The 18,967-nt window shown below is 72.6% G+C and carries 19 protein-coding genes; 8 read left to right on the top strand and 11 right to left on the bottom strand.

What is annotated here, in order from left to right; genetic code table 11:
- Nucleotide 1: 1 nt before the first annotated feature.
- The 3 genes from SKED_RS12520 to SKED_RS12510 form a co-directional block, all read right to left on the bottom strand.
- On the bottom strand, nucleotides 2–1,783 hold the full coding sequence (locus SKED_RS12520; protein WP_012867523.1) for an acetyl/propionyl/methylcrotonyl-CoA carboxylase subunit alpha: 1,782 nt from the start codon (nucleotides 1,781–1,783) through the stop codon (nucleotides 2–4).
- A 164-nt stretch (nucleotides 1,784–1,947) separates the two neighbouring features.
- On the bottom strand, nucleotides 1,948–2,619 hold the full coding sequence (locus SKED_RS12515) for a Maf family protein (RefSeq protein ID WP_012867522.1): 672 nt from the start codon (nucleotides 2,617–2,619) through the stop codon (nucleotides 1,948–1,950).
- A 209-nt stretch (nucleotides 2,620–2,828) separates the two neighbouring features.
- Complete coding sequence (locus SKED_RS12510) at nucleotides 2,829–4,562, bottom strand: DUF885 domain-containing protein (RefSeq protein WP_012867521.1); 1,734 nt, start codon at nucleotides 4,560–4,562, stop codon at nucleotides 2,829–2,831.
- Nucleotides 4,563–4,684: 122 nt separating this feature from the next.
- Between SKED_RS12510 and SKED_RS12505 the strand changes: the two genes are divergently transcribed.
- Nucleotides 4,685–5,461: a vitamin K epoxide reductase family protein gene (locus SKED_RS12505; RefSeq protein WP_012867520.1), complete on the top strand. Its 777-nt coding sequence runs from the start codon at nucleotides 4,685–4,687 to the stop codon at nucleotides 5,459–5,461.
- A 32-nt stretch (nucleotides 5,462–5,493) separates the two neighbouring features.
- On the opposite strand, the gene SKED_RS12500 is transcribed toward SKED_RS12505, so the two are convergent.
- From SKED_RS12500 to SKED_RS12490, 3 genes are read right to left on the bottom strand one after another with little or no spacing between them, the layout of a single operon-like run.
- Entirely contained in the window at nucleotides 5,494–5,733 is a 240-nt protein-coding gene (locus tag SKED_RS12500; protein WP_012867519.1) for an acyl-CoA carboxylase epsilon subunit, read from the bottom strand.
- A complete protein-coding gene (locus SKED_RS12495) occupies nucleotides 5,730–6,302 on the bottom strand; it encodes a hypothetical protein (RefSeq protein ID WP_012867518.1) in 573 nt (190 codons plus the stop codon). The genes SKED_RS12500 and SKED_RS12495 overlap by 4 nt, the downstream gene beginning before the upstream one ends.
- Nucleotides 6,299–7,897: an acyl-CoA carboxylase subunit beta gene (locus tag SKED_RS12490; RefSeq protein ID WP_012867517.1), complete on the bottom strand. Its 1,599-nt coding sequence runs from the start codon at nucleotides 7,895–7,897 to the stop codon at nucleotides 6,299–6,301. The genes SKED_RS12495 and SKED_RS12490 overlap by 4 nt, the downstream gene beginning before the upstream one ends.
- A gap of 137 nt (nucleotides 7,898–8,034) precedes the next feature.
- Here SKED_RS12490 and SKED_RS12485 point away from each other — a divergent pair, with 137 nt between their 5' ends.
- The gene (locus SKED_RS12485; protein WP_012867516.1) at nucleotides 8,035–8,883 is read left to right on the top strand and encodes a biotin--[acetyl-CoA-carboxylase] ligase; all 849 of its coding nucleotides are present in this window, start codon (nucleotides 8,035–8,037) and stop codon (nucleotides 8,881–8,883) included.
- A 4-nt stretch (nucleotides 8,884–8,887) separates the two neighbouring features.
- On the top strand, nucleotides 8,888–9,976 hold the full coding sequence (locus SKED_RS12480; protein ID WP_012867515.1) for an adenylate/guanylate cyclase domain-containing protein: 1,089 nt from the start codon (nucleotides 8,888–8,890) through the stop codon (nucleotides 9,974–9,976).
- Nucleotides 9,977–10,009: 33 nt separating this feature from the next.
- Here the strand turns inward: SKED_RS12480 and SKED_RS12475 are convergent, their stop codons facing one another.
- A complete protein-coding gene (locus SKED_RS12475; protein WP_012867514.1) occupies nucleotides 10,010–10,795 on the bottom strand; it encodes an SOS response-associated peptidase in 786 nt (261 codons plus the stop codon).
- Between the two features lie 295 nt (nucleotides 10,796–11,090).
- On the opposite strand from SKED_RS12475, the gene SKED_RS12470 reads away from it, so the two are divergent.
- Together SKED_RS12470 and SKED_RS12465 are read left to right on the top strand one after the other, a co-directional pair.
- Nucleotides 11,091–11,651: a hypothetical protein gene (locus SKED_RS12470; protein WP_012867513.1), complete on the top strand. Its 561-nt coding sequence runs from the start codon at nucleotides 11,091–11,093 to the stop codon at nucleotides 11,649–11,651.
- Between the two features lie 103 nt (nucleotides 11,652–11,754).
- Nucleotides 11,755–12,999: a multidrug effflux MFS transporter gene (locus tag SKED_RS12465; protein WP_012867512.1), complete on the top strand. Its 1,245-nt coding sequence runs from the start codon at nucleotides 11,755–11,757 to the stop codon at nucleotides 12,997–12,999.
- 67 nt (nucleotides 13,000–13,066) lie between these two features.
- On the opposite strand, the gene SKED_RS12460 is transcribed toward SKED_RS12465, so the two are convergent.
- Together SKED_RS12460 and SKED_RS12455 are read right to left on the bottom strand one after the other, a co-directional pair.
- Nucleotides 13,067–13,501: a VOC family protein gene (locus SKED_RS12460; protein WP_012867511.1), complete on the bottom strand. Its 435-nt coding sequence runs from the start codon at nucleotides 13,499–13,501 to the stop codon at nucleotides 13,067–13,069.
- 22 nt (nucleotides 13,502–13,523) lie between these two features.
- Nucleotides 13,524–14,138, bottom strand: coding sequence for a TetR/AcrR family transcriptional regulator (locus tag SKED_RS12455; RefSeq protein ID WP_012867510.1), 615 nt, complete (start codon nucleotides 14,136–14,138; stop codon nucleotides 13,524–13,526).
- A 102-nt stretch (nucleotides 14,139–14,240) separates the two neighbouring features.
- Between SKED_RS12455 and SKED_RS12450 the strand changes: the two genes are divergently transcribed.
- Nucleotides 14,241–15,260, top strand: a complete 1,020-nt coding sequence (locus tag SKED_RS12450; protein WP_012867509.1) for an NADP-dependent oxidoreductase — start codon at nucleotides 14,241–14,243, stop codon at nucleotides 15,258–15,260.
- A gap of 66 nt (nucleotides 15,261–15,326) precedes the next feature.
- Complete coding sequence (locus tag SKED_RS12445; RefSeq protein WP_012867508.1) at nucleotides 15,327–16,025, top strand: type 1 glutamine amidotransferase domain-containing protein; 699 nt, start codon at nucleotides 15,327–15,329, stop codon at nucleotides 16,023–16,025.
- Here SKED_RS12445 and SKED_RS20535 read toward each other — a convergent pair.
- A complete protein-coding gene (locus SKED_RS20535; RefSeq protein ID WP_012867507.1) occupies nucleotides 15,984–17,435 on the bottom strand; it encodes a sensor histidine kinase in 1,452 nt (483 codons plus the stop codon). The two genes, SKED_RS12445 and SKED_RS20535, sit on opposite strands and share 42 nt — an antisense overlap.
- Nucleotides 17,432–18,088, bottom strand: a complete 657-nt coding sequence (locus tag SKED_RS12435; protein WP_042438035.1) for a response regulator transcription factor — start codon at nucleotides 18,086–18,088, stop codon at nucleotides 17,432–17,434. Before SKED_RS12435 ends, SKED_RS20535 begins: the two co-directional genes overlap by 4 nt.
- 172 nt (nucleotides 18,089–18,260) lie before the next feature.
- On the opposite strand from SKED_RS12435, the gene SKED_RS12430 reads away from it, so the two are divergent.
- Nucleotides 18,261–18,866, top strand: coding sequence for a hypothetical protein (locus tag SKED_RS12430; RefSeq protein WP_042438032.1), 606 nt, complete (start codon nucleotides 18,261–18,263; stop codon nucleotides 18,864–18,866).
- Nucleotides 18,867–18,967 lie beyond the last annotated feature (101 nt).

Here is an 18,967-nt window from a genome sequence, read left to right as displayed (position 1 = left end):
GTCAGCCGATGATCTCGCAGATCGCCGTGCCGGCGCTCACGCCGCCGCCGACCGAGGCGCTCAGCCCCGTGACGGTCCCGGCGCGGTGGGCGAGGAGCGGCTGCTCCATCTTCATCGCCTCGAGGACGACGACGAGGTCGCCCTCGGCGACGACGGCGCCCTCCTCGACCGCGACCTTGACGATGGTGCCCTGCATCGGGGAGGCGAGCGTGGTGCTCGACCCGCTGCTGGCCTTGCTCGCGGCTCTGCGTGCAGGACGACGCGCCGCACCGGCGCGTGCCCGTCCGCTGATGCCGAGACCAGCGGGGATGACGACCTCGAGGCGCTTGCCGCCGACCTCGACGACCACGCGCTCGGTCGCTGCCGGGGGCTCGTCGTCCTCGTCGGGTGCCGGGGTGGGAGTCGTGCCGCCGAGAGCTGCGCACTCGTCGGCGAACTCGGTCTCGATCCAGCGGGTGTGGACGGTGAAGGGCTCGTCGCCCACGGGGACGAAGGCCTCGGCGTCGAGCACCGCGCGGTGGAACGGCACGACGGTCGGGATGCCCTCGATCTCCAGCTCGCGGAGCGCACGACGCGCGCGCTCGACGGCCTGGGTGCGGGTGGCACCGGTGATGATCACCTTGGCGAGCAGGGAGTCGAAGGCCCCCGAGATCGTGTCGCCCTCGACGACGCCGCTGTCGACGCGGACGCCCGGGCCGGTCGGCAGCCGCAGCCCGGTGATCTTGCCGGGGGAGGGGAGGAAGCCGGCCGCCGGGTCCTCGCCGTTGATGCGGAACTCGATCGAGTGCCCGCGGACCTCGACGGAGGAGTAGCCGAGGGGCTCGCCGGCGGCGATGCGCAGCTGCTCGCGGACGAGGTCGATGCCGGTGACCTCTTCGCTCACCGGGTGCTCGACCTGCAGGCGCGTGTTGACCTCGAGGAAGGACAGCGTGCCGTCGGCGCCCACGAGGAACTCGCAGGTCCCGGCGCCGACGTACCCGGCCTCGCGCAGGATCGCCTCGGACGAGCGGTAGAGGGCGTCGACCTGCTCCTGGGAGAGGTAGGGCGCAGGCGCCTCCTCCACGAGCTTCTGGTGGCGGCGCTGGAGCGAGCAGTCGCGGGTCGAGACGACCACGACGGTGCCGTGCTCGTCGGCGAGGCACTGGGTCTCGACGTGACGCGGGGTGTCGAGGTACCGCTCGACGAAGCACTCGCCGCGGCCGAAGGCCCCGACGGCCTCGCGGACGGCGGCGTCGTACATCGCGTCGATCTCGTCCGCGGTGCGAGCGACGCGCATGCCGCGCCCGCCGCCGCCGAACGCCGCCTTGATGGCGATGGGCAGGCCGTGCTCGGCCGCGAAGGCGTGCACCTCGGTCGCGTCGGCGACCGGGTCTGCGGTCCCGGGGACGAGCGGCGCACCGGCGCGCTGCGCGATGTGCCGTGCGCTGACCTTGTCGCCGAGCGAGTCGATCGCCGACGGCGGCGGGCCGATCCACACGAGGCCAGCCGCGATCACGGCGCGCGCGAACTCGGCGTTCTCGGCGAGGAAGCCGTAGCCGGGGTGCACGGCGTCGGCGCCGGACCGGCGGGCCACGTCGAGCAGCTTCGCGATGTCGAGGTAGGTGTCGGCCGCACGCATGCCGTCGAGGGAGTACGCCTCGTCGGCGAGGCGGACGTGCAGGGCTTCGCGGTCCGAGTCGGCGTAGACGGCGACGGAGGAGATCGAGGCGTCCGCACAGGCACGAGCGATGCGGACGGCGATCTCGCCGCGGTTGGCGATGAGGACCTTGGAGATGAGGGGCACGGCTCACGGTAACCCGTCCGCGCCGGACTGCTCGTGCTGGACTCACGGTCGCGACGAAGATTGGGGAGAGATCCAAGTGCTCTCCGGGCCGTTTGTAGGGATCCTCTATGGAACCATCCCTCGTGGGCCCTCCGAGGGGGCCCACGAGGTGGCGCGTTGGGCAGTCACCACAGGTCGGTCCAGCGCACGCCCACCTGCCCGACCAGCTCGCGGAGCAGCGGGAGGCTGATGCCGACCACGCCGTGGTGGTCGCCCTCGATGCCGGTGACGAAGGCCCCGCCCCGGCCGTCGAGGGTGAACGCGCCGGCCACCGCGAGCGGCTCACCGGTCGCGACGTAGGCGTCGATCTCCTCGTCGCTCAGGTCGGCGAAGTGCACCGTGGTCGAGCTCGTCGCACCGAGGGTGCCGCCCGTGCCGCCGTCCTCCGTCGCGCGCAGGTCGACGACCCAGTGCCCGGTGTGGAGCACCCCAGACCGGCCGCGCATGGTGCGCCACCGTGCCACGGCGGTCTCGGCGTCTGCCGGCTTGCCGAAGATCTCGCCGTCGAGCTCGAGCATCGAGTCGCAGCCGACCACGAGGTCGGGCAGCGCCGTCCCGGCCTCGGCGGTCTCGGCGTCCTCCGCGGGCTGCTCGAGAGCGCGGGTGACGTCCTCGGCCTTCGCCTGGGCCAGGAGCAGGACGGCGTCCTCGGGCTCGAGGGTGCCGAAGCGTGCGCGCCCCTCGGCCAGCACGGCGTCCTCGTCGACGGAGGAGACCTGGACCAGCGGGTCCAGCCCTGCCGATCGCAGGGTGCTGAGGCGGGCGGGGGACGCGGAGGCGAGGAGCAGTGAGGTCACCGCGCCAGCCTAGTGCCGGTGGACCTTCGTCCCGTGGGCGGAGGATCTGGCGGGGGACAATCGAAGGGTGTCGGAGGAGCCTCGATCGTCATCCCCTCAGCGACCCGAGGCCCTCCGACGCCTCGCCCGGCGGGCAGGTCGCCGGGCAGGTCGGAGGGCACGGGTCGGAGAGCAGAGCGGCCGAGCGGCGGGGCCCCTGAGGGGGCGGCTCAGGACAGCGCGTCCTTGAGCACGTCGAGCCCGACCGAGCCGAGGCCCAGCGCCCGCGCGTGGAACGCGCGGATGTCGAAGGTCTCGCCGCGGGCTGCCGCCGACGCGGACGCCGCGTCGCGCGTCTGCTCCCACAGGCGCTGGCCGACCTTGTACGACGGCGCCTGGCCGGGCCAGCCGAGGTAGCGGTTGAGCTCGAAGCGCACGAAGGCCTCGGGCATGTTGACGTTGGCCCGCAGGAAGTCCCACGCCTTCGCCGCGTCCCACGTGCCGCCGCCCCACACCTGCGGCGCGGGCTTGCCCAGGTGCACGCCGATGTCCAGGACGACGCGCGCCGCACGCATCCGCTGCGCGTCGAGCATGCCGAGGCGGTCGCCGGGGTCGTCGAGGAACCCGAGGTCGGCCATGAGGCGCTCCGCGTAGAGCGCCCAGCCCTCCCCGTGCCCGGACACCCAGCAGGCCAGCCGGCGCCAGTCGTTGAGCGTGGCCCGCTCGTAGACCGCCTGACCGCACTGCAGGTGGTGCCCCGGGACGCCCTCGTGGAACACGGTCGTCTTCTCGCGCCAGGTGTTGAACTCGGTCACCTCGGGCGGGACGGACCACCACATGCGGCCGGGGCGCGAGAAGTCGTCGCTCGGCGGGGTGTAGTAGATGCCGCCGTTCTGCGTCGGCGCGATCATGCACTCGAGGGCCAGCACGGGCTCGGGGATGTCGAAGTGCACGCCGTCCAGCGCGCGGACGGCCTCGTCAGAGGTGCGCTGCATCCACTCCTGGAGCGCGGCCGTGCCGTGCAGGGTGCGGGCAGGGTCGGCGTCGAGCTGCGCGACGGCGTCCTCGACGCTCGCGCCGGGCCCGGCGATCTGCCGCGCGACGCTCTCCTGCTCGGCGATGACGCGCGCGAGCTCCTCGAGGCCCCACTCGTAGGTCTCGTCGAGGTCGACGGTCGCCCCGAGGAAGTTGCGGGAGTGCAGGGCGTAGCGCTCGCGGCCGACCGCGTCCTCGGTGGGCGCCTGGGGCGCGAGCTCGTCGCGCAGGAACCCGGCGAGGGTGCCGTAGGCCTCGCAGGCGGCCTGGGCGCCGCGCTCGAGGTCCGCGCGCAGCGCGCTGCCGGCCGGCGCCGCCGCGAGGGCGGCCTGCGCGGCCGGGCCCGTCACGAAGTCCGCGAAGAACGACGTCGCGGGGTCGGCGAGCTCGGCGGCCTGCTTGACCCCCTCGGAGACCTGCAGGACCGCTGCGACGTCCCCGGCCGCAGCGGCGTGCCGCAGCGACTCGACGTACGACGACACCGAGCCCGGCAGCGCGGAGAGCCGCGCGGCGATCGCCTCCCACTGCTCGACGGTGTCGGTCCCGGTGATGTCGAAGACGTCACGCATCTCCTGCAGCGGGCTGGCGATGACGTTGAGCGGCGCGTAGTCCTCGCCGGCCTCGTGGAGCTCGACGGCGAGCCCCAGGCGCTCCTGCATCGCGGCGCGGGTGACGACGTCCACGTCGTCGACCGGGTCGATCACGGCGATCTTGGCGAGCACGTCGCGGGCCAGTGCGGCACGCTCGTCGACGGCCTCGGGCGAGTAGTCGGTCGCCCGGTCGTCGTATCCCGCGATGCCCACGGCGGTCGCGGCGAAGGGGTCGAGGCGCGCCGAGTCCTGGACGTAGGCGTTCGCGACCTCGTCGAGCGGCGAGGTCGGACGCGTGGGCGCTGGGGCGGCCTGGTCGGCCGTCGGGTCTGTGGTCATGGCGACGACGTTACCGTGACGTCCCTCTCGGGACGATCGTCCCGGCGGAGCGGCCTCGGGGTGCACCACGATGGTCCGCAGGGCTGGCCGCGCCGGCCGCCGCGGAGTCTGAGGGGACGCACATGGGGACCAGGACGGGCGGCGCGAGCCAGCACCGCGACGACATCCCGGGGGCTGCGTCGGGGGACCCGGGCTCCCGGGCGGACCTGGGTACCGCGGGAGACCTGCTGGCCCGTGACGTCTCGGACCTGTCGGACGAGGACCTCACCGACGAGCGCCTCGCCGCGGCTGCCGACGCGATGGTCGGCTTCCGGCACTCGGACCGGTGGATCTTCGGGACGATGCTCCTGTCGGCCACCCTCAGCCTGGTGGCGGCCTTCGTGCTCTCGTACGACGCCGTGGTGCTCGCGGCGAACCCGACGGCCGAGCTCAGCTGCGACGTCAACGCCGTGCTCAGCTGCGGCAGGGTCGCGCTCTCGTGGCAGGCCAGCGTCTTCGGCTTCCCCAACGCGTTCCTCGGCATGGTGACCGAGCCGGTGGTGATCACCATCGCGGTGGCCGGGCTGTCCGGGGTGCGCTTCCCCCGGTGGTTCATGTTCGCGGCGCAGGTCGTCTACGCCCTGGGCCTCGCCTTCGCGCTCTGGCTGTTCAGCCAGTCGATGTGGGTCATCGGTGCGCTGTGCCCCTGGTGCATGCTCATCACGGTCTCGACGACCCTGGTGTTCCTCACCCTGCTGCACTACAACGTCCGCGAGGGCAACCTCTACCTGCCGGCTGCCGCCCAGCGGCGAGCCCGCTCGTGGGTGCGCGAGGACTACGACCTGTACGCGGGCATCCTCGTGGTCGTCGTGTTCGCGGCGCTCGTGCTCCTGAAGCACGGTGCGGTGCTGTTCAGCTGAGCAGCACCGCACCGGTCAGACCAGGAGCCGGGTCAGCGCAGGCTCCAGCGCCACGCGTCTCCGGCGGCTCGCGGCGAGGGCGTCGCGGTGCGCAGCGGGCGTGCCCACTCGGACCGCACGGGAGGCTCGTCGGCCACGGTGCTCGTCGCGCGCGACGCGACGGCGGCGAGGCTCGCGACGAGCGCCGCGACCTCGACCTCGTCGGGTGCGCCGCGCACGACGCGCATCTGGGCGGCGGCCTGCAGGACCTCCTCGACCCCGGCCTCGCTCACTCGTCGTCCTCGGACTCGTCGAAGTGCACGGGGACGGAGCGCGAGGCGCCCCACTCCGACACCTGGAACCCGGCGTCGGACAGGCGCTGCGCGATGGCCTCGCCGCCGGCGTCGACCATGCCCAGGACGGAGTCCATCGACTCGTCGGACGGGCCCTCGGGCGGCCACACGAGGAACCCGAGGTGGAACGAGTCGGGCTCGAGATCGGCTCCGGGCTCGGAGTGCTCGGTCGAGCCGTCGTCGTCCCAGGAGAGCCCCGTGAGGTCGGAGTGCATGCCCAGACGCTCGTGGACGAGGTCGTAGAGGGCCGCGTTGAGGGTCGACAGGCGTGACTCGACGGCGAGGACCCGCGGGTCCTCGTCAGCCTCGTGCGCGCCGAACTCCGCGCGCACACCGGTCGCCGAGTCCACGTACTCGTGGAGCGCCGCGGCGATCTGGTCGACCGCGGCGTGCAGGTCTGCCGGGTCGACGTCGGGCAGCGGGTCCGGCCCGTGCGAGGCGTGGTCGTGCCCGTCGTGGTCCTCGTGGTCGCCGTCGAAGGCGTGGGTGTCGTCGAACTCGTCGCTCATAGGGGGATGTTCCCGTGCTTCTTGGGGGGCAGGCTGGCGCGCTTGGTGCGCAGCGCGCGCAGTGCCCGGACGATCTGGGTCCTGGTGTCGTGGGGTGCGATCACGGCGTCGACGTACCCGCGCTCGGCGGCGTCCCACGGGTTGACGATGGCGTCGTCGTACTCGTCGACCAGGCGCTTGCGCTCCGCCTCGACGTCGAGGCCGTCGGCCGCGGCCGCCTTGAGCGCACCGCGCTGCAGGATGTTCACGGCCCCGCCGGCGCCCATGACGGCGATCTGCGCGGTCGGCCACGCGAGGTTGATGTCGGCCCCGAGCTGCTTGGACCCCATGACGATGTAGGCGCCGCCGTAGGCCTTGCGCGTGATGAGGGTGACGAGCGGGACCGTCGCCTCGGCGTAGGCGTAGATGAGCTTGGCGCCGCGGCGGATGATCCCGTTCCACTCCTGGTCGGTGCCGGGCAGGAAGCCGGGGACGTCGACGAGGGTGACCACGGGGATGTTGAAGGCGTCGCAGGTCCGCACGAAGCGGGCGGCCTTCTCCGCGGCGTTGATGTCGAGGGTCCCGGCCATCGAGAGCGGCTGGTTCGCGACGATGCCCACGGACTGCCCCTCGACGTGCGCGAAGCCCACGAGGATATTGCGCGCGTAGAGCGGCTGCACCTCGAGGAACACGCCGTCGTCGACCACGTGCTCGACGACGGTCCGCATGTCGTACGGCTGCGAGTCGGAGTCGGGGACGAGCGCGTCGAGCTCGAGGTCGGCCTCGGTGACCTCGAGCTCGGTGTGCTCGGGTGCGAAGGTCGGCGCGTCCGAGAGGTTGTTCTGCGGCAGGTAGTCGAGGAGGTTGCGGACGTAGTCGATCGCGTCGTCCTCGTCGGCGCCCATGTAGTGCGCGACGCCCGAGCGCTCGTTGTGCGTCTGCGCGCCTCCGAGCTCCTCGAAGCCGACGTCCTCGCCGGTCACCGAGCGGATGACGTCGGGCCCGGTGATGAACATGTTCGAGGTGCCGTCGGCCATGACGATGAAGTCGGTCAGCGCGGGGGAGTAGACGGCGCCACCGGCGCTCGGGCCGAGGATGAGCGAGATCTGCGGGATCACGCCCGAGGCGGCGACGTTGCGGCGGAAGATCTCCGCGAACTGCGTCAGGGCCGCGACGCCCTCCTGGATCCGTGCGCCACCGCCGTCAGAGATCCCGACCAGCGGCACGCCGGTGCGCAGCGCGAGGTCCATGACCTTGGTGATCTTCTGGCCGTGCACCTCGCCGAGGCTGCCGCCGAAGACCGTGAAGTCCTGGGAGTAGATGCAGATCTGGCGACCGTCGACGGTGCCGTGGCCGACGACCACGCCGTCACCGGCGATGCGCTTCTTCTCGAGCCCGAAGTTCACCGAGCGGTGCTTGGCGAAGGCGTCGAGCTCGACGAAGCTGCCCGGGTCGAGGAGCGCCTCGATGCGCTCTCGGGCCGTCTTCTTGGAGCGTGCGTGCTGCTTCTCGGCGGCGGCGGTCTCGGGGGTCTCGACGGCGTCCTCGTAGCGGCGCGCGAGATCGGCGATCTTGCCTGCCGTGCCGGAGGCCGGTGGTGTCGTTGCGTCAGTCACACGGCCGAGCCTAGTTGGTCCCGAGCCCACAGTTCATGTGGCCGTCACGGAGTGCTTGTGGCGCGCCGCTTGGAGGGAACCTCCAACTCCCGCGTCGGAGGCGCTGGGTGCAGGACCGGCTGGGGCATGATGGGCGCATGGACCTGGACGCGCGCGAACCGCTCGACACAGCCCTCCTGCGCGACCTGCTGTGCGAGCCCCACGGCCCGCTGCGCCGGCTCCTCGTGGTCGAGCGCTCGACGTCGACCAACACCCAGCTGGCGGCCGAGGTGGCGGCAGACCCGCAGGCCTGGCCCGCTCCCGCGCTCCTGGTCGCCGAGCACCAGGAGGCCGGTCGTGGTCGTGCCGGCCGCAGCTGGGAGACCCCTCCGCGTGCGGCCCTCACCGCGTCTCTCCTCGTCCGGCCCCAGGTGCCACCCGAGCGCCTCGGCTGGCTGCCGCTGCTGGCAGGCCTGGCGACCGTGACCGCGCTGCGTGCGACCCTCGGCGTGCAGGCCGTCGCCAAGTGGCCGAACGACGTCCTCGTCGTCACGGATGAGCCGGAGCTCCCCGGATGGGGGACCGCCCGGAAGATCGCCGGGATCCTCACCGAGGTGCTCCCGGACGGCGTCGTGATCGGGGTCGGGCTCAACGTCTCGCAGACCCCGGAGGAGCTGCCGGTGCCCACGGCCGTGTCGGTGCTCCGCGCGGGCGGGGCGACCGTCGACCGGACGGTCATCCTCACGGCGCTCGCCGAGTCCTTCGTGTCGGTCCTCGGCCGTTGGACGGCCGCGGGCGGCGACGTCGTCGCGTCCGGGCTGGCGGACGAGGTCCTCGCGGTGTCGGCGACCGTCGGCGCCTCGGTGCGGGTCGAGCTGGCCGGCGGCGACGAGCTGCTGGGGACGGCGACGGGGCTGGCGCCGGACGGTGCGCTCCTCGTCGAGGACGCGTCCGGCAGAGTTGTCACGGTGCACAGCGGTGACGTGCATCACCTTCGCCTAAACTGACCACGTGTCAACTGATCAGACCCCGCAGCCCGAGCCCTCGGGCACCCCTCACCCCGGCTCCCGCCCGGCCTCCTCCCAGGGCTCCGACCACGGGCGCGCGCTCGACGCCGCGCTCCTCGGTGGACCCCGCGCGCTCACCCTCGACGAGCTCGCCGAGAAGACGAGCCTCAGCCACGAGTTCCTCGGCACCTACTGGCAGGCCCTCGGCCTGCCGATCCTCGGCCCCGAGCAGGCGTCCTTCACCGAGGACGACGCGCAGGCGCTGCGCGACATCGCCGCGATCGGCGAGAGCGAGCAGCTCTCGACCCGGTCTCTCACGACGCTCGTCCGCTCCGTCGGCCACACGACCGAGCGCCTGGCGCTCTGGCAGGCCGAGGCCCTCGTCGAGCACATGGCCTCGCGCTACGAGCTCGACGACACCTCGGCACGACTGCTGGTGCTCGAGCGCCTCCCCAGCCTCGCCCCCGTCCTCGAGGCGCAGCTGGTGCACGCCTGGCGCCGCCAGCTCGCCGCGCTCGCGGGCCGGTGGTCCGTCGAGTTCTCCGACGCCCGCGCCGTCGACGAGACCGGTGCTGGTGAGCTCCCCCTGCCGCGAGCGGTGGGCTTCGCCGACATCGTCTCCTTCACCACCCGCACCGCCAAGCTCCGCTCGTCCGAGCTCTCGGACTTCGTCTCGGACTTCGAGGCCGGCGCGCGCGACGTCATCACGGCGGCGGGCGGACGCGTCGTCAAGACCATCGGCGACGCGGTGCTGTTCATCGCCGACGACGTGCGGACCGGGGCGCAGGTCGCGCTCGGCCTCGCCCGGGCCGGACGCGACGGCGAGCTCGAGAACGTCCCGCCGGTCCGGGTGTCCCTCGTGTGGGGCAGGGTCCTCTCGCGCTTCGGCGACGTGTTCGGCCCCTCCGTGAACCTCGCAGCCCGGCTCACCGCGGAGGCCGACCCCGGCACCGTGCTGCTCGACCCGGCGACCGCGGCGCTCCTGGCCGGGGACGCCGACTTCGCGCTCACCCTCAAGCCAGCCCGCGAGGTGCAAGGGCTCGGGCAGATCGCCCCGGTCCGCCTGCAGCGGGCGTTCACGCCCGAGGCGTAGGACCGGGCCGCGGGCTCGGAGCGGGTCCGAGGGCTAGCGGTCCAGGGGTTCCACGAGCTCGCTGCCCTGCGTGCCGACGCGGTTCACGGCCGTGCTCACCAGGTGGTGCGACATCTCCGGCGGCTCGCTGGCCAGCACTGCCAGGGCGACGTCCGAGCCGGCGCCGGGGTCCAGCCAGTCGTCCCAGTGCTCGGGTCGCAGCCCGACGGGGCGGCGCTCGTGGATCTCGGCGAGGTCGCCGCTGGCCGCCGTGGTGACGATGGTGGTGGTCGTGAGCCAGCGCTCCGGGTCGTCGGGGGCACGGGACGGGTCGCGCCAGAACTCGTAGAGCCCGGCGAGGGCGAGCACCCCGCCGTCGGACGGGTGGATGAAGACCGGCTGCTTGGGGCCGCGCCGTGCACCCGGCTCGGGCGCGAGCCACTCGTAGTAGCCCTCGGCAGGGACGAGGCAGCGCCGTGCGGCGAGCGCCTTGCGGAAGGCAGGCTTCTCGGCGACCGTCTCGGCGCGAGCGTTGATCATGCGGGCACCACCGCCCGGGTCCTTGGCCCACGAGGGCACCAGACCCCAGCGCGCGAGCCGCAGCGACCGCTGGAGCGTGGGTCCGGCTGGGCCAGGCTCTGGGGCGGACGGTGCCGCGGGGACGAGCGTCTCCTGCGCGCGGTCCACGACGATCCGCACGAGGTCGGTCGGGGCGACGTTCCACGAGGGGGGCAGGTCCGTCACGGGCTCTCCGAGGAGCACGCCCTGGATCACCCCGTGCACCGCGAAGGCGTCGGCGAGGTCTTGAGCCTGCCGGAACGAGGCGTAGCGTCCGCACATCGAGCCAGGATGTCACCGAGGTGGCCACGCCACCAGCGCGCCGCCGGCACGGCGCGTCGTCCGCAGCAGGGGCGGTCGCCGTGGTGCGTGAGCACCGTGCAGGCCACGCGCCGCTGACGTGCCGTTTCACGGGCCCTGACCGCACCGGGTCCAGGGTCGTCGGCACACCTTCACCAAATGACACCCGCTCAGGTCCTCGCCTCCGAGGGCGTGACAGGGCATGATCGACACCGACACCACGATCGGTCGTCGGGCGCCCCGCCCGGCGCGCGGAGCACGAGGACGGAGGTCGGCGGTGAAGAGCCCACGGGACGCCTCGATGGTCGTCGCTGCTGTCGCGACCGCGGTCCTCGTCGTGGGCCTCGCGTCGGTCACCTCGGGTGGTGCGGTCTCGAACCTCGCCCGCAGCTCCGACGCCGAGACGACGCTCCAGGTCTCCACCGACGAGATCGCCCCGGCCGACGTGCTCTCCTCCGACAGCCTCGCCGCAGAGGCGACGCCCGAGGCCGAGAAGGTCGCCCCCAGCCCCAGCCCTTCGGTCGACCCCGACGCGACGGTCGAGGCCACGGGATCCGAGCTCTCGGCCTCCGACGTCGTGACGCCCTCCGACGTGCACACCTCGCGCGTCGACGCGCAGGCGCTCGCCGACCAGGTCGGCGAGGAGACGGGACGGACCGTGGTCCTCGTCTTCCAGGAGGAGTCGCGCGACGGACGCGCGGTGACCTGGACGCACACCGAGATCCCGGGACGCGCTCCCTTCGTCGCCTCGGACGAGGCCGTCCTCGTGAGCCGCGTCACCGACTGGATCGCCGACCAGCGCGACCCCGACAGCTTCGAGCTCATCGTCGACGAGTGATCGCGCCGGTCTGAGCCGCCGCGCGGCAGGACCGGACACCGGGCTGGCCGCCTGTTCACCTGCTGCCCGCCCGAGTGCCGCCCGGACGCCAGATCGAATCGTTATGATCGTCTGCGTGACAGACCCGGCCAGCGCGAACGACAAGCCCCAGTACACCCCCAACGCCAAGTACGTCCTCATGCTCGGCGCGCTCGCGGCACTCCCCGCGGTGACCACCGACATGTACCTCCCGTCGCTCCCGACGGTGGTCCAGGACCTCGGCACGACCGACACCGCCGTCCAGTTCACGATGTCCGGGATGCTCATCGGCGGCGCCGTCGGCCAGCTCGTGATCGGTCCGTTCTCCGACCGGTACGGGCGCCGGCTGCCGCTGCTCATCGGCATCTCGCTGCACGTGCTGACCTCGCTGCTCTGCGCGATAGCGCCGAACATCGGTGCGCTCGTGGCGCTGCGTGTCCTCCAGGGATTCTTCAACGCCGCCGCCTCGGTGGTCGCGATCGCGGTGATCCGCGACAGGTTCACCGGTTCTGAGGCTGCGAGGCTGCTCTCGAGGCTCATGCTGGTGATCGGCGTCGCGCCCCTGCTCGCCCCGAGCCTGGGGCAGGCCATCGCCGGTGCCTTCACCTGGCGGGCGGTCTTCGTGGCGCTCGCGATCATCGGCGCTCTGCTCGTGGTCATCGTGTGGTTCTGGATGCCCGAGACCCTGCCGCACGAGCGTCGTCGTGTCTCCGGCTCCCGCGGTGCGCTGCGCAGCTATCTCGAGCTGCTCAAGGACCGTCACTTCCTCGCGCTCGCCGTGCTCCCCGGTCTCGGGATGGCCGTGATCATGAGCTACGTGGTCGGCTCGCCCTTCGTGTTCCAGCAGGAGTACGGGCTGAGCCCGACGCAGTTCTCGCTGCTGTTCGCGGTCAACGGGGTGGCGCTCGTGCTCTCGGCGCAGCTCAACGCGAGCCTCGTCCGCCGTGTCGCCCCGATCCGGATCCTGCGGGTGGCGATCGTCGTCCAGCTGATGCTCTCCCTCGTGCTGCTCGTCGTCGTGCTCACGGGCTTCGGCGGCGTGGTGGGCGTGCTCGCCGCGCTGTGGCTCGTGCTCGGCATGCAGGGGCTGATCCCGGCGAACGCCTCGGTGCTCGCCCTCGGCGGGTACGGGCACATGGCCGGGACGGCCGCGGCGCTCATCGGGTCCATGCAGGCGGGCATCGCCGGGGTGGTCAGCCCGATGGTCGGCGTGCTCGGCGGGGACTCGCTCGCGATGACCACCGTGATCATCAGCGTGATCCTGGTGAGCCTCGTCGTGCTGGCCACGGCCACCCCGGCCTACCGCAAGGGTGGCTGGCACACGATCTGAGGCGCCGCTGCCCGCGCGGCGCGGCGTCGCCGGGGTGTGCTCCTGCCCGTCTGCCGCGGTGACAGCCTCAGCGGCTGACGCAGAACTCGTTGCCCTCCGGGTCGGCCATCGTCACCCAGGTGTGCGGCCCCTGCGAGGCCGTGTGCAGGAAGGTCGCGCCACGGGCCTCGAGGGCTGCGCGCACCGCCTCCGGGTCGTCCTCGCCGACGCGCACGTCCAGGTGCACCCGGTTCTTGACCGTCTTGGCCTCGGGGACCAGCTGGAACAGCACCCGCGGCGTGCCCGGCAGGGCGTCAGGGAGGCTGATCGCGGCCCCTTCCTTCCACACCAGGGCCCCGGCGTGGGTCGTCGTGTCGGCCTCGGTCGCGTGGCCCTGCTCGATCATCGACCGGATGAAGGCCTCGTCGCTCGGCTCGACGGCCCAGCCGAGGGTCTGCGCCCACCAGTCGGCGAGGGGGTGCGGAGCGGCGGCGTCGACGGTGACCTGGAACGAGTAGCCCATGCCCGGCAGGCTACTCCTGGCGTCACTGCTGGGGAAGGTCTCCCGGCTGCGCGGCCGGGAGGCCTGCGACCACCTCGGCGGCGGTCGCGAGCAGCGCGAGGGACTCGGGCTGGTTGATCCGCGCGACCACCATCGCGCCGATGCTCAGGGAGGCGAGCACCCTCGCGGTGCTGTCCAGCGAGCCCTCTGCCATGTCGGGGTGCCCGGCGGCGAGCGCGGACCGCAGGGCTGCCGTGAGCTCCGCCCGGTAGCCGTCGACCACGTCGCGTGCGGCGGGGTCCTGCGCGGCGAGTCCGGCCGTGCTGTTGACCAGCAGGCAGCCGCGCCGGGGGGAGTCGTCGGGGAGCGCGGCGACGGCGCCGTGCAGGGAGGTGAAGTAGCCGAGCAGCGCCGCGGTCCCGGTCTCCGGGCCGACGAGAGGCGCGAGGCGAGGGCGGATGACGGTCGCCAGGTAGTCCTCGACGGCGGCGTCGAACAGCCCGCGCTTGCTCCCGAAGGCGTGGTACAGGCTCGACCGGGCGAGGCCGGTGCTGGACTCGAGGTCGGCGAGGGAGGCGCCCTCGAAGCCGTGCTGCCAGAAGACGTCGCGGGCCGCGCGGACGGCGGTGGTGGTGTCGAAGGTCTGCGTGCGCCCCATGGTGCTCCCTCCGCGTCTGCTGTCCGGTGCCGCAGGTCGCGGGCCGGTCGGCGACGTGTCTATAGTGGATCGATCGGTTCACAATAGCAGAGGACGTTCACCATGACGCAGCCCGCCACCAGCACCCAGATCCAGCTCGTCTCCCGGCCCACCGGCTGGCCGACGGCCGAGAACTTCCGCACCGTCACCGTCGAGCTCCCCGGGCTCGCGGCCGGCGAGGTCCGCATCGAGAACGAGTTCATGTCGGTCGACCCGTACATGCGGGGCCGCATGAACGACGTGAAGTCCTACACGCCGCCCTTCGCGCTCGACGAGACCATGACCGGCGGGGCCGTCGGCCGGGTCGTCGAGTCCACCTCGGACGACGTCCCCGTGGGCTCCGTCGTGGTGCACCAGCTCGGGTGGCGCGACGTCGCCCAGGGTCCGGCCGCCGGGGTGCGCGTCGTCCCCGAGGTCGACGGCATCCCCAGCTCCGCCTACCTCAGCGTGCTCGGCATGACCGCGCTCACCGCCTACGTCGGCCTCCTCGAGATCGCCCACCTGCGCGAGGGCGACACCGTGTTCGTCTCCGGCGCCGCCGGTGCGGTCGGCAGCATGGTCGGCCAGATCGCCCGCCTCAAGGGCGCGGCGCGCGTCGTCGGGTCTGCCGGGTCGGCGGAGAAGGTCGCCCTCCTCACCGAGCGCTACGGCTTCGACGCCGCCTTCAACTACAAGGACGGCGACGTCGCGGGGCAGCTCGCGCAGGCCGCGCCCGACGGCATCGACGTGTACTTCGACAACGTCGGCGGGGAGCACCTCGAGGCCGCGCTCGGGGCCTTCAACGACCAGGGGCGCGCGGCGCTGTGCGGCGCGATCTCGCAGTACAACACCGAGGGCGAGGCGACCGGTCCGCGCAACATGGCGAACATCGTCACCCGCGGTCTGACCCTCCAGGGCTTCACCGTCGGCGGCTACACGCAGCACTTCCCGTCCTTCATGGCGGACATGACCGCCTGGGTCACCGCAGGCGACGTCGTCTTCGACGAGACGGTCGTCGAGGGCCTCGACCACGCGGTCGACGCGTTCCTCGGCATGATGCGCGGCGAGAACGTGGGCAAGATGGTCGTGAAGACCGCACGCTGAGAACGACACGCACGAGCACAGGCACCACCCGATCGCGCCCGGTCGACCACCGAGAAGGAGAACGTCATGAGCAGCGTCCTGTTCGTCGTCAGTGCAGCGCAGGGGTGGACCCTCGCCGACGGCACCGTCCACCCCACCGGCTTCTGGGCCGAGGAGCTCGCCGAGCCGCACCGCCTCTTCACCGAGGCAGGCTGGGACATCACCATCGCGACGCCGGGGGCTGTGAAGCCGACCGTGGACGCGGGGAGCCTCGCCCCTCAGGCTGCGGGCGGCGAGGACCGTGCTGCCGAGCTCGAGGCTTACCTCGCGTCGATCGACGACCGGCTCGCGGCGGTCGTCGACGTCGCGTCGGTGCGGGCGGCCGACTTCGACGCCGTCTTCTACCCGGGCGGGCACGCCCCGATGGAGGACCTCGCGGTCGACACGACCTCGGGAGCACTCATGACCGCGGCGCTCGACGAGGGCATCCCGCTCGCCGTGCTGTGCCACGCCCCGGCCGCCCTGCTCGCCGCCCGGCGTCAGGACGGCTCGTGGCCCTTCGCTGGCTACCGGATGACGTCCTTCACCGACGAGGAGGAGCGCATCGGCGGACTCGCCGACAAGGCCCGCTGGCTCGTCGAGACCGAGCTGGTCGGCCGTGGCGCCGAGTTCGTCGGCGGCGCGCCGTTCGAGCCTCACGTCGAGCAGGACCGCGGGCTCCTGACGGGTCAGAACCCGGCGTCGTCAGAGCGCCTCGCCCGTGCCGTCCTGGACTCCGTCGGGTAGGTAGACGCTGACGACGAGGCCACCGCTCGCCCGGGGGCGGGCGGTGACGGAGCCGGAGTGCGCGGCGACGATCGAGCGGACGATGGAGAGCCCGAGGCCCGTGCCGGGCTGGTGCGCCGACCGGACGGCACGGTCCGCCACCGTCCCGTCTGGGCGGAGCCGTCGGAACGGCTCGAAGAGGCCGTGCACCTGGGCCTCGGGGACCGTCGGGCCGGTGTTCTCGACCACGAGCCGGTGCGGGCACGGGACCGTCACGCGGACGGTCCCGCCCTCGACGTTGTACCTCACCGCGTTGTCGACGAGGTTGCGGACGAGTCGGTCGAGCAGCACGTGGTCGCCGCGCACGAGCCGGTCGCCCGACGGTGAGCAGGTGTGCGTCCCGTCCGTCGACGGCGTCAGCCCCGCGCTCCCCCCGGGGCCACCGCGGTCCCCGACGTCCTCGGCCTCGTCAGGGCTCGTCACGACCGTGACGGACACCCGTGAGGCGGAGGCGCCGGGCTCGCACTCAGCCGTGACCTGGGTCGCGAGGACCGCGAGGTCGACGGGCCCGAGCGCTGGCGGCACCAGGTCGGCCGAGGCGAGAGCGAGCAGCCCTTCGATGAGCCTGCCCTGGCGGTGGTTCACCGCGAGCAGCTTCTCGGCGAGCTCCCGGGTGGGCTCCGGGCACTCGGGGTCGGTCAGCGCGACCTCGAGCACCGACCGCGTGATAGTCAGCGGCGTCCGCAGCTCGTGCGAGGCGTTCGCCGTGAAGCGTCGCTGCCCGTCGAACGACGCGTCGAGCCGGTCGAGCATCTCGTCGAAGGTGTCCGCGAGGTCCTTGATCTCGTCCTGGCGGCCGTCGAGCGCGATCCGCGCCGACAGGCTGTCGCCGGCGACCCGTCGAGCCGTCGCGGTCACCCGGTGCAGCGGTGCGAGGACTCTCGACACCATCGCCCAGCCGAACCAGACGGTCACCGCCAGGGTGACGAGGAGGGCGGCGACCGACGCGAGGATGATCGTCCGCATCGTCTGTGCGCGAGCCTGGTCGTTGAGGTCGGCCACCCTGGTCCTCAGGGCTGAGAGTGCCACCGCAGAGTCGTCGGAGGGCTCGAGGCTGGACGGCGCCTGGTCGAGAGGTGCGACGTCGCCCGAGGGTGGTGGTTCTGGTGTTGCGAGCTCCGGCGAGACGTCGAGGGCATCCTGCTGGAACGCGTCGAGCTCGCTGGCTTCCAAGATCTCGGAGCTGCCGAGGGCGATCCCGACGACGTCGTCCGGCTGGTTGTCGAGCGACCGGCCCGCCACGACCACGAGGATCGCGACGAGCACCGTCCCGGCGACCGCGAAGGCCGCACCGTACAGGACGGTGAGGCGCGTCCTCAGCGTCGGTGCCCGGCCGCGTGCCAGGCGCCACGCGCTGAGGGGAGGTCTCATCGGACCCGGTACCCGGACCCGATCACCGTCTCGACGAGCCCCGGTTCGCCCAGCTTGCGGCGTACCTGCTTGATCACGAACCGCACCACACCGGTGAAGGGGTCGATGTTCTCGTCCCAGACCTTCTCGAGCAGCGTCTCGGCCGAGACGACCGCACCGTCCGCCCGCATGAGCTCTTCGAGGACGCCGAACTCCTTCTTGCTCAGGACGATCTGCTGGCCGTCGCGGACCACCTCGCGGCGTGCCGGGTCGAGGCGCAGCCCGGAGCGCTCGAGCACCGGGGGAGCGGCAGGCCGGGCACGGCGTCCGAGCGCGCGGACCCGGGCGACGAGCTCGGTGAAGGCGAAGGGCTTGGCGAGGTAGTCGTCGGCACCGAGCTCGAGGCCCTCGACCCGGTCACGCAGCTCGGAGGAGGCCGTGAGCATGAGCACCCGCGTCGACGAACCGGACGCCGAGACCCACCGGCACACGTCGTCGCCGTGCATCCCGGGGATGTCTCGGTCGAGCACGACGACGTCGTAGTCGTTCACCTCGATCTTCTCGATCGCCGTCCTGCCGTCGCCGACGACGTCGACGGCGATCGACTCGCGCCGGAGCCCGGTCGCGACAGCCTCGGCGATCAGCTGTTCGTCCTCTACCACCAGAAGTCTCATGGGAGAAGTATGTCGGATAGGTCTGTGAGGTCCGTGTGAGGTAGGTCCTCGTCGTCGGAGGACGGTCGGCCGGCGCAGGCCGACAGCTCGCGAGTTCCGGGTGAGGGGGGCCCTCACGAGGGGCTCATCGGTGCCCTGGTCGGATGGTCAGACCGACAACTCCGGAGGACACATGAAGCAGACACACCGTTCCGTCCAGCCCGACCCCGTGCGCGATCGGGCACCGAGCCAGCGTCGCCGTGGTCCGGACGGCCGTTCACGGTCGGTGCGGAGCGCACCGTGGGTCGCCGCGGTGCTGTGCGCCGCGCTGGTGACCGCGTGCAGTGCTGAGGCCGACGAGCAGGTCGCCTCGGCAGGGTCTCCGTCGAGCTCGAGCTCGACGGGGTCCTCGGGCACCGCGGGCTCCGACCGCAGCGACCTGACGCGTCAGCAGCAGGGGCAGCAGCAGGTGGAGTGCCTCCGGGAGCACGGCCTGTCTGTCCCCGACGCCGACAAGGACGGGGAGGTGACCTACCCGGGAGACGAGCCGGGGGGAACCTGGGAGGACAAGGACTTCGACGCGGAAGCAGCATGCCGCCACCTGGCGCCAGAGCCGACCGAGGAGGAGAAGGCGAAGCGGTCTCCCGAGGCGCAGAAGGCGTTCGCCGCGTGCATGCGTGGGAAGGGCGTCGACTGGCCGGACCCGGAGGAGGACGGCTCGACGAAGTTCAGCATGGACGGTCTCAGCGAGGCTGACGCCGCGGCGGAGCAGGCGGCCATCGAGGCGTGCGGAGGGTGAGCGCCCGGCAGACCGGACGATGGCCGTGGTCGGTCTCGCACCGTGACCGTGACCGTGGGGGCGATGGCAGGCGGCGCGGTGCGCGTCCGGCCCGACGCGCG

This window comes from Sanguibacter keddieii DSM 10542, from assembly GCF_000024925.1.
Taxonomy (GTDB): domain Bacteria; phylum Actinomycetota; class Actinomycetes; order Actinomycetales; family Cellulomonadaceae; genus Sanguibacter; species Sanguibacter keddieii.
The sequence above is the reverse complement of the archived record's forward strand: the minus strand, read 5'-3'. Positions and strand labels throughout refer to the sequence as shown.

Coding starts and splice junctions, on each gene's coding strand:
- SKED_RS12510 (WP_012867521.1), bottom strand. CDS start 4,562: ATGACCACAGACCCGACGGCCGACCAGGCCGCCCCAGCGCCCACGCGT.
- SKED_RS12505 (WP_012867520.1), top strand. CDS start 4,685: ATGGGGACCAGGACGGGCGGCGCGAGCCAGCACCGCGACGACATCCCG.
- SKED_RS12495 (WP_012867518.1), bottom strand. CDS start 6,302: ATGAGCGACGAGTTCGACGACACCCACGCCTTCGACGGCGACCACGAG.
- SKED_RS12485 (WP_012867516.1), top strand. CDS start 8,035: ATGGACCTGGACGCGCGCGAACCGCTCGACACAGCCCTCCTGCGCGAC.
- SKED_RS12475 (WP_012867514.1), bottom strand. CDS start 10,795: ATGTGCGGACGCTACGCCTCGTTCCGGCAGGCTCAAGACCTCGCCGAC.
- SKED_RS12465 (WP_012867512.1), top strand. CDS start 11,755: ATGATCGTCTGCGTGACAGACCCGGCCAGCGCGAACGACAAGCCCCAG.
- SKED_RS12460 (WP_012867511.1), bottom strand. CDS start 13,501: ATGGGCTACTCGTTCCAGGTCACCGTCGACGCCGCCGCTCCGCACCCC.
- SKED_RS12455 (WP_012867510.1), bottom strand. CDS start 14,138: ATGGGGCGCACGCAGACCTTCGACACCACCACCGCCGTCCGCGCGGCC.
- SKED_RS12450 (WP_012867509.1), top strand. CDS start 14,241: ATGACGCAGCCCGCCACCAGCACCCAGATCCAGCTCGTCTCCCGGCCC.
- SKED_RS12445 (WP_012867508.1), top strand. CDS start 15,327: ATGAGCAGCGTCCTGTTCGTCGTCAGTGCAGCGCAGGGGTGGACCCTC.
- SKED_RS20535 (WP_012867507.1), bottom strand. CDS start 17,435: ATGAGACCTCCCCTCAGCGCGTGGCGCCTGGCACGCGGCCGGGCACCG.
- SKED_RS12435 (WP_042438035.1), bottom strand. CDS start 18,088: ATGAGACTTCTGGTGGTAGAGGACGAACAGCTGATCGCCGAGGCTGTC.
- SKED_RS12430 (WP_042438032.1), top strand. CDS start 18,261: ATGAAGCAGACACACCGTTCCGTCCAGCCCGACCCCGTGCGCGATCGG.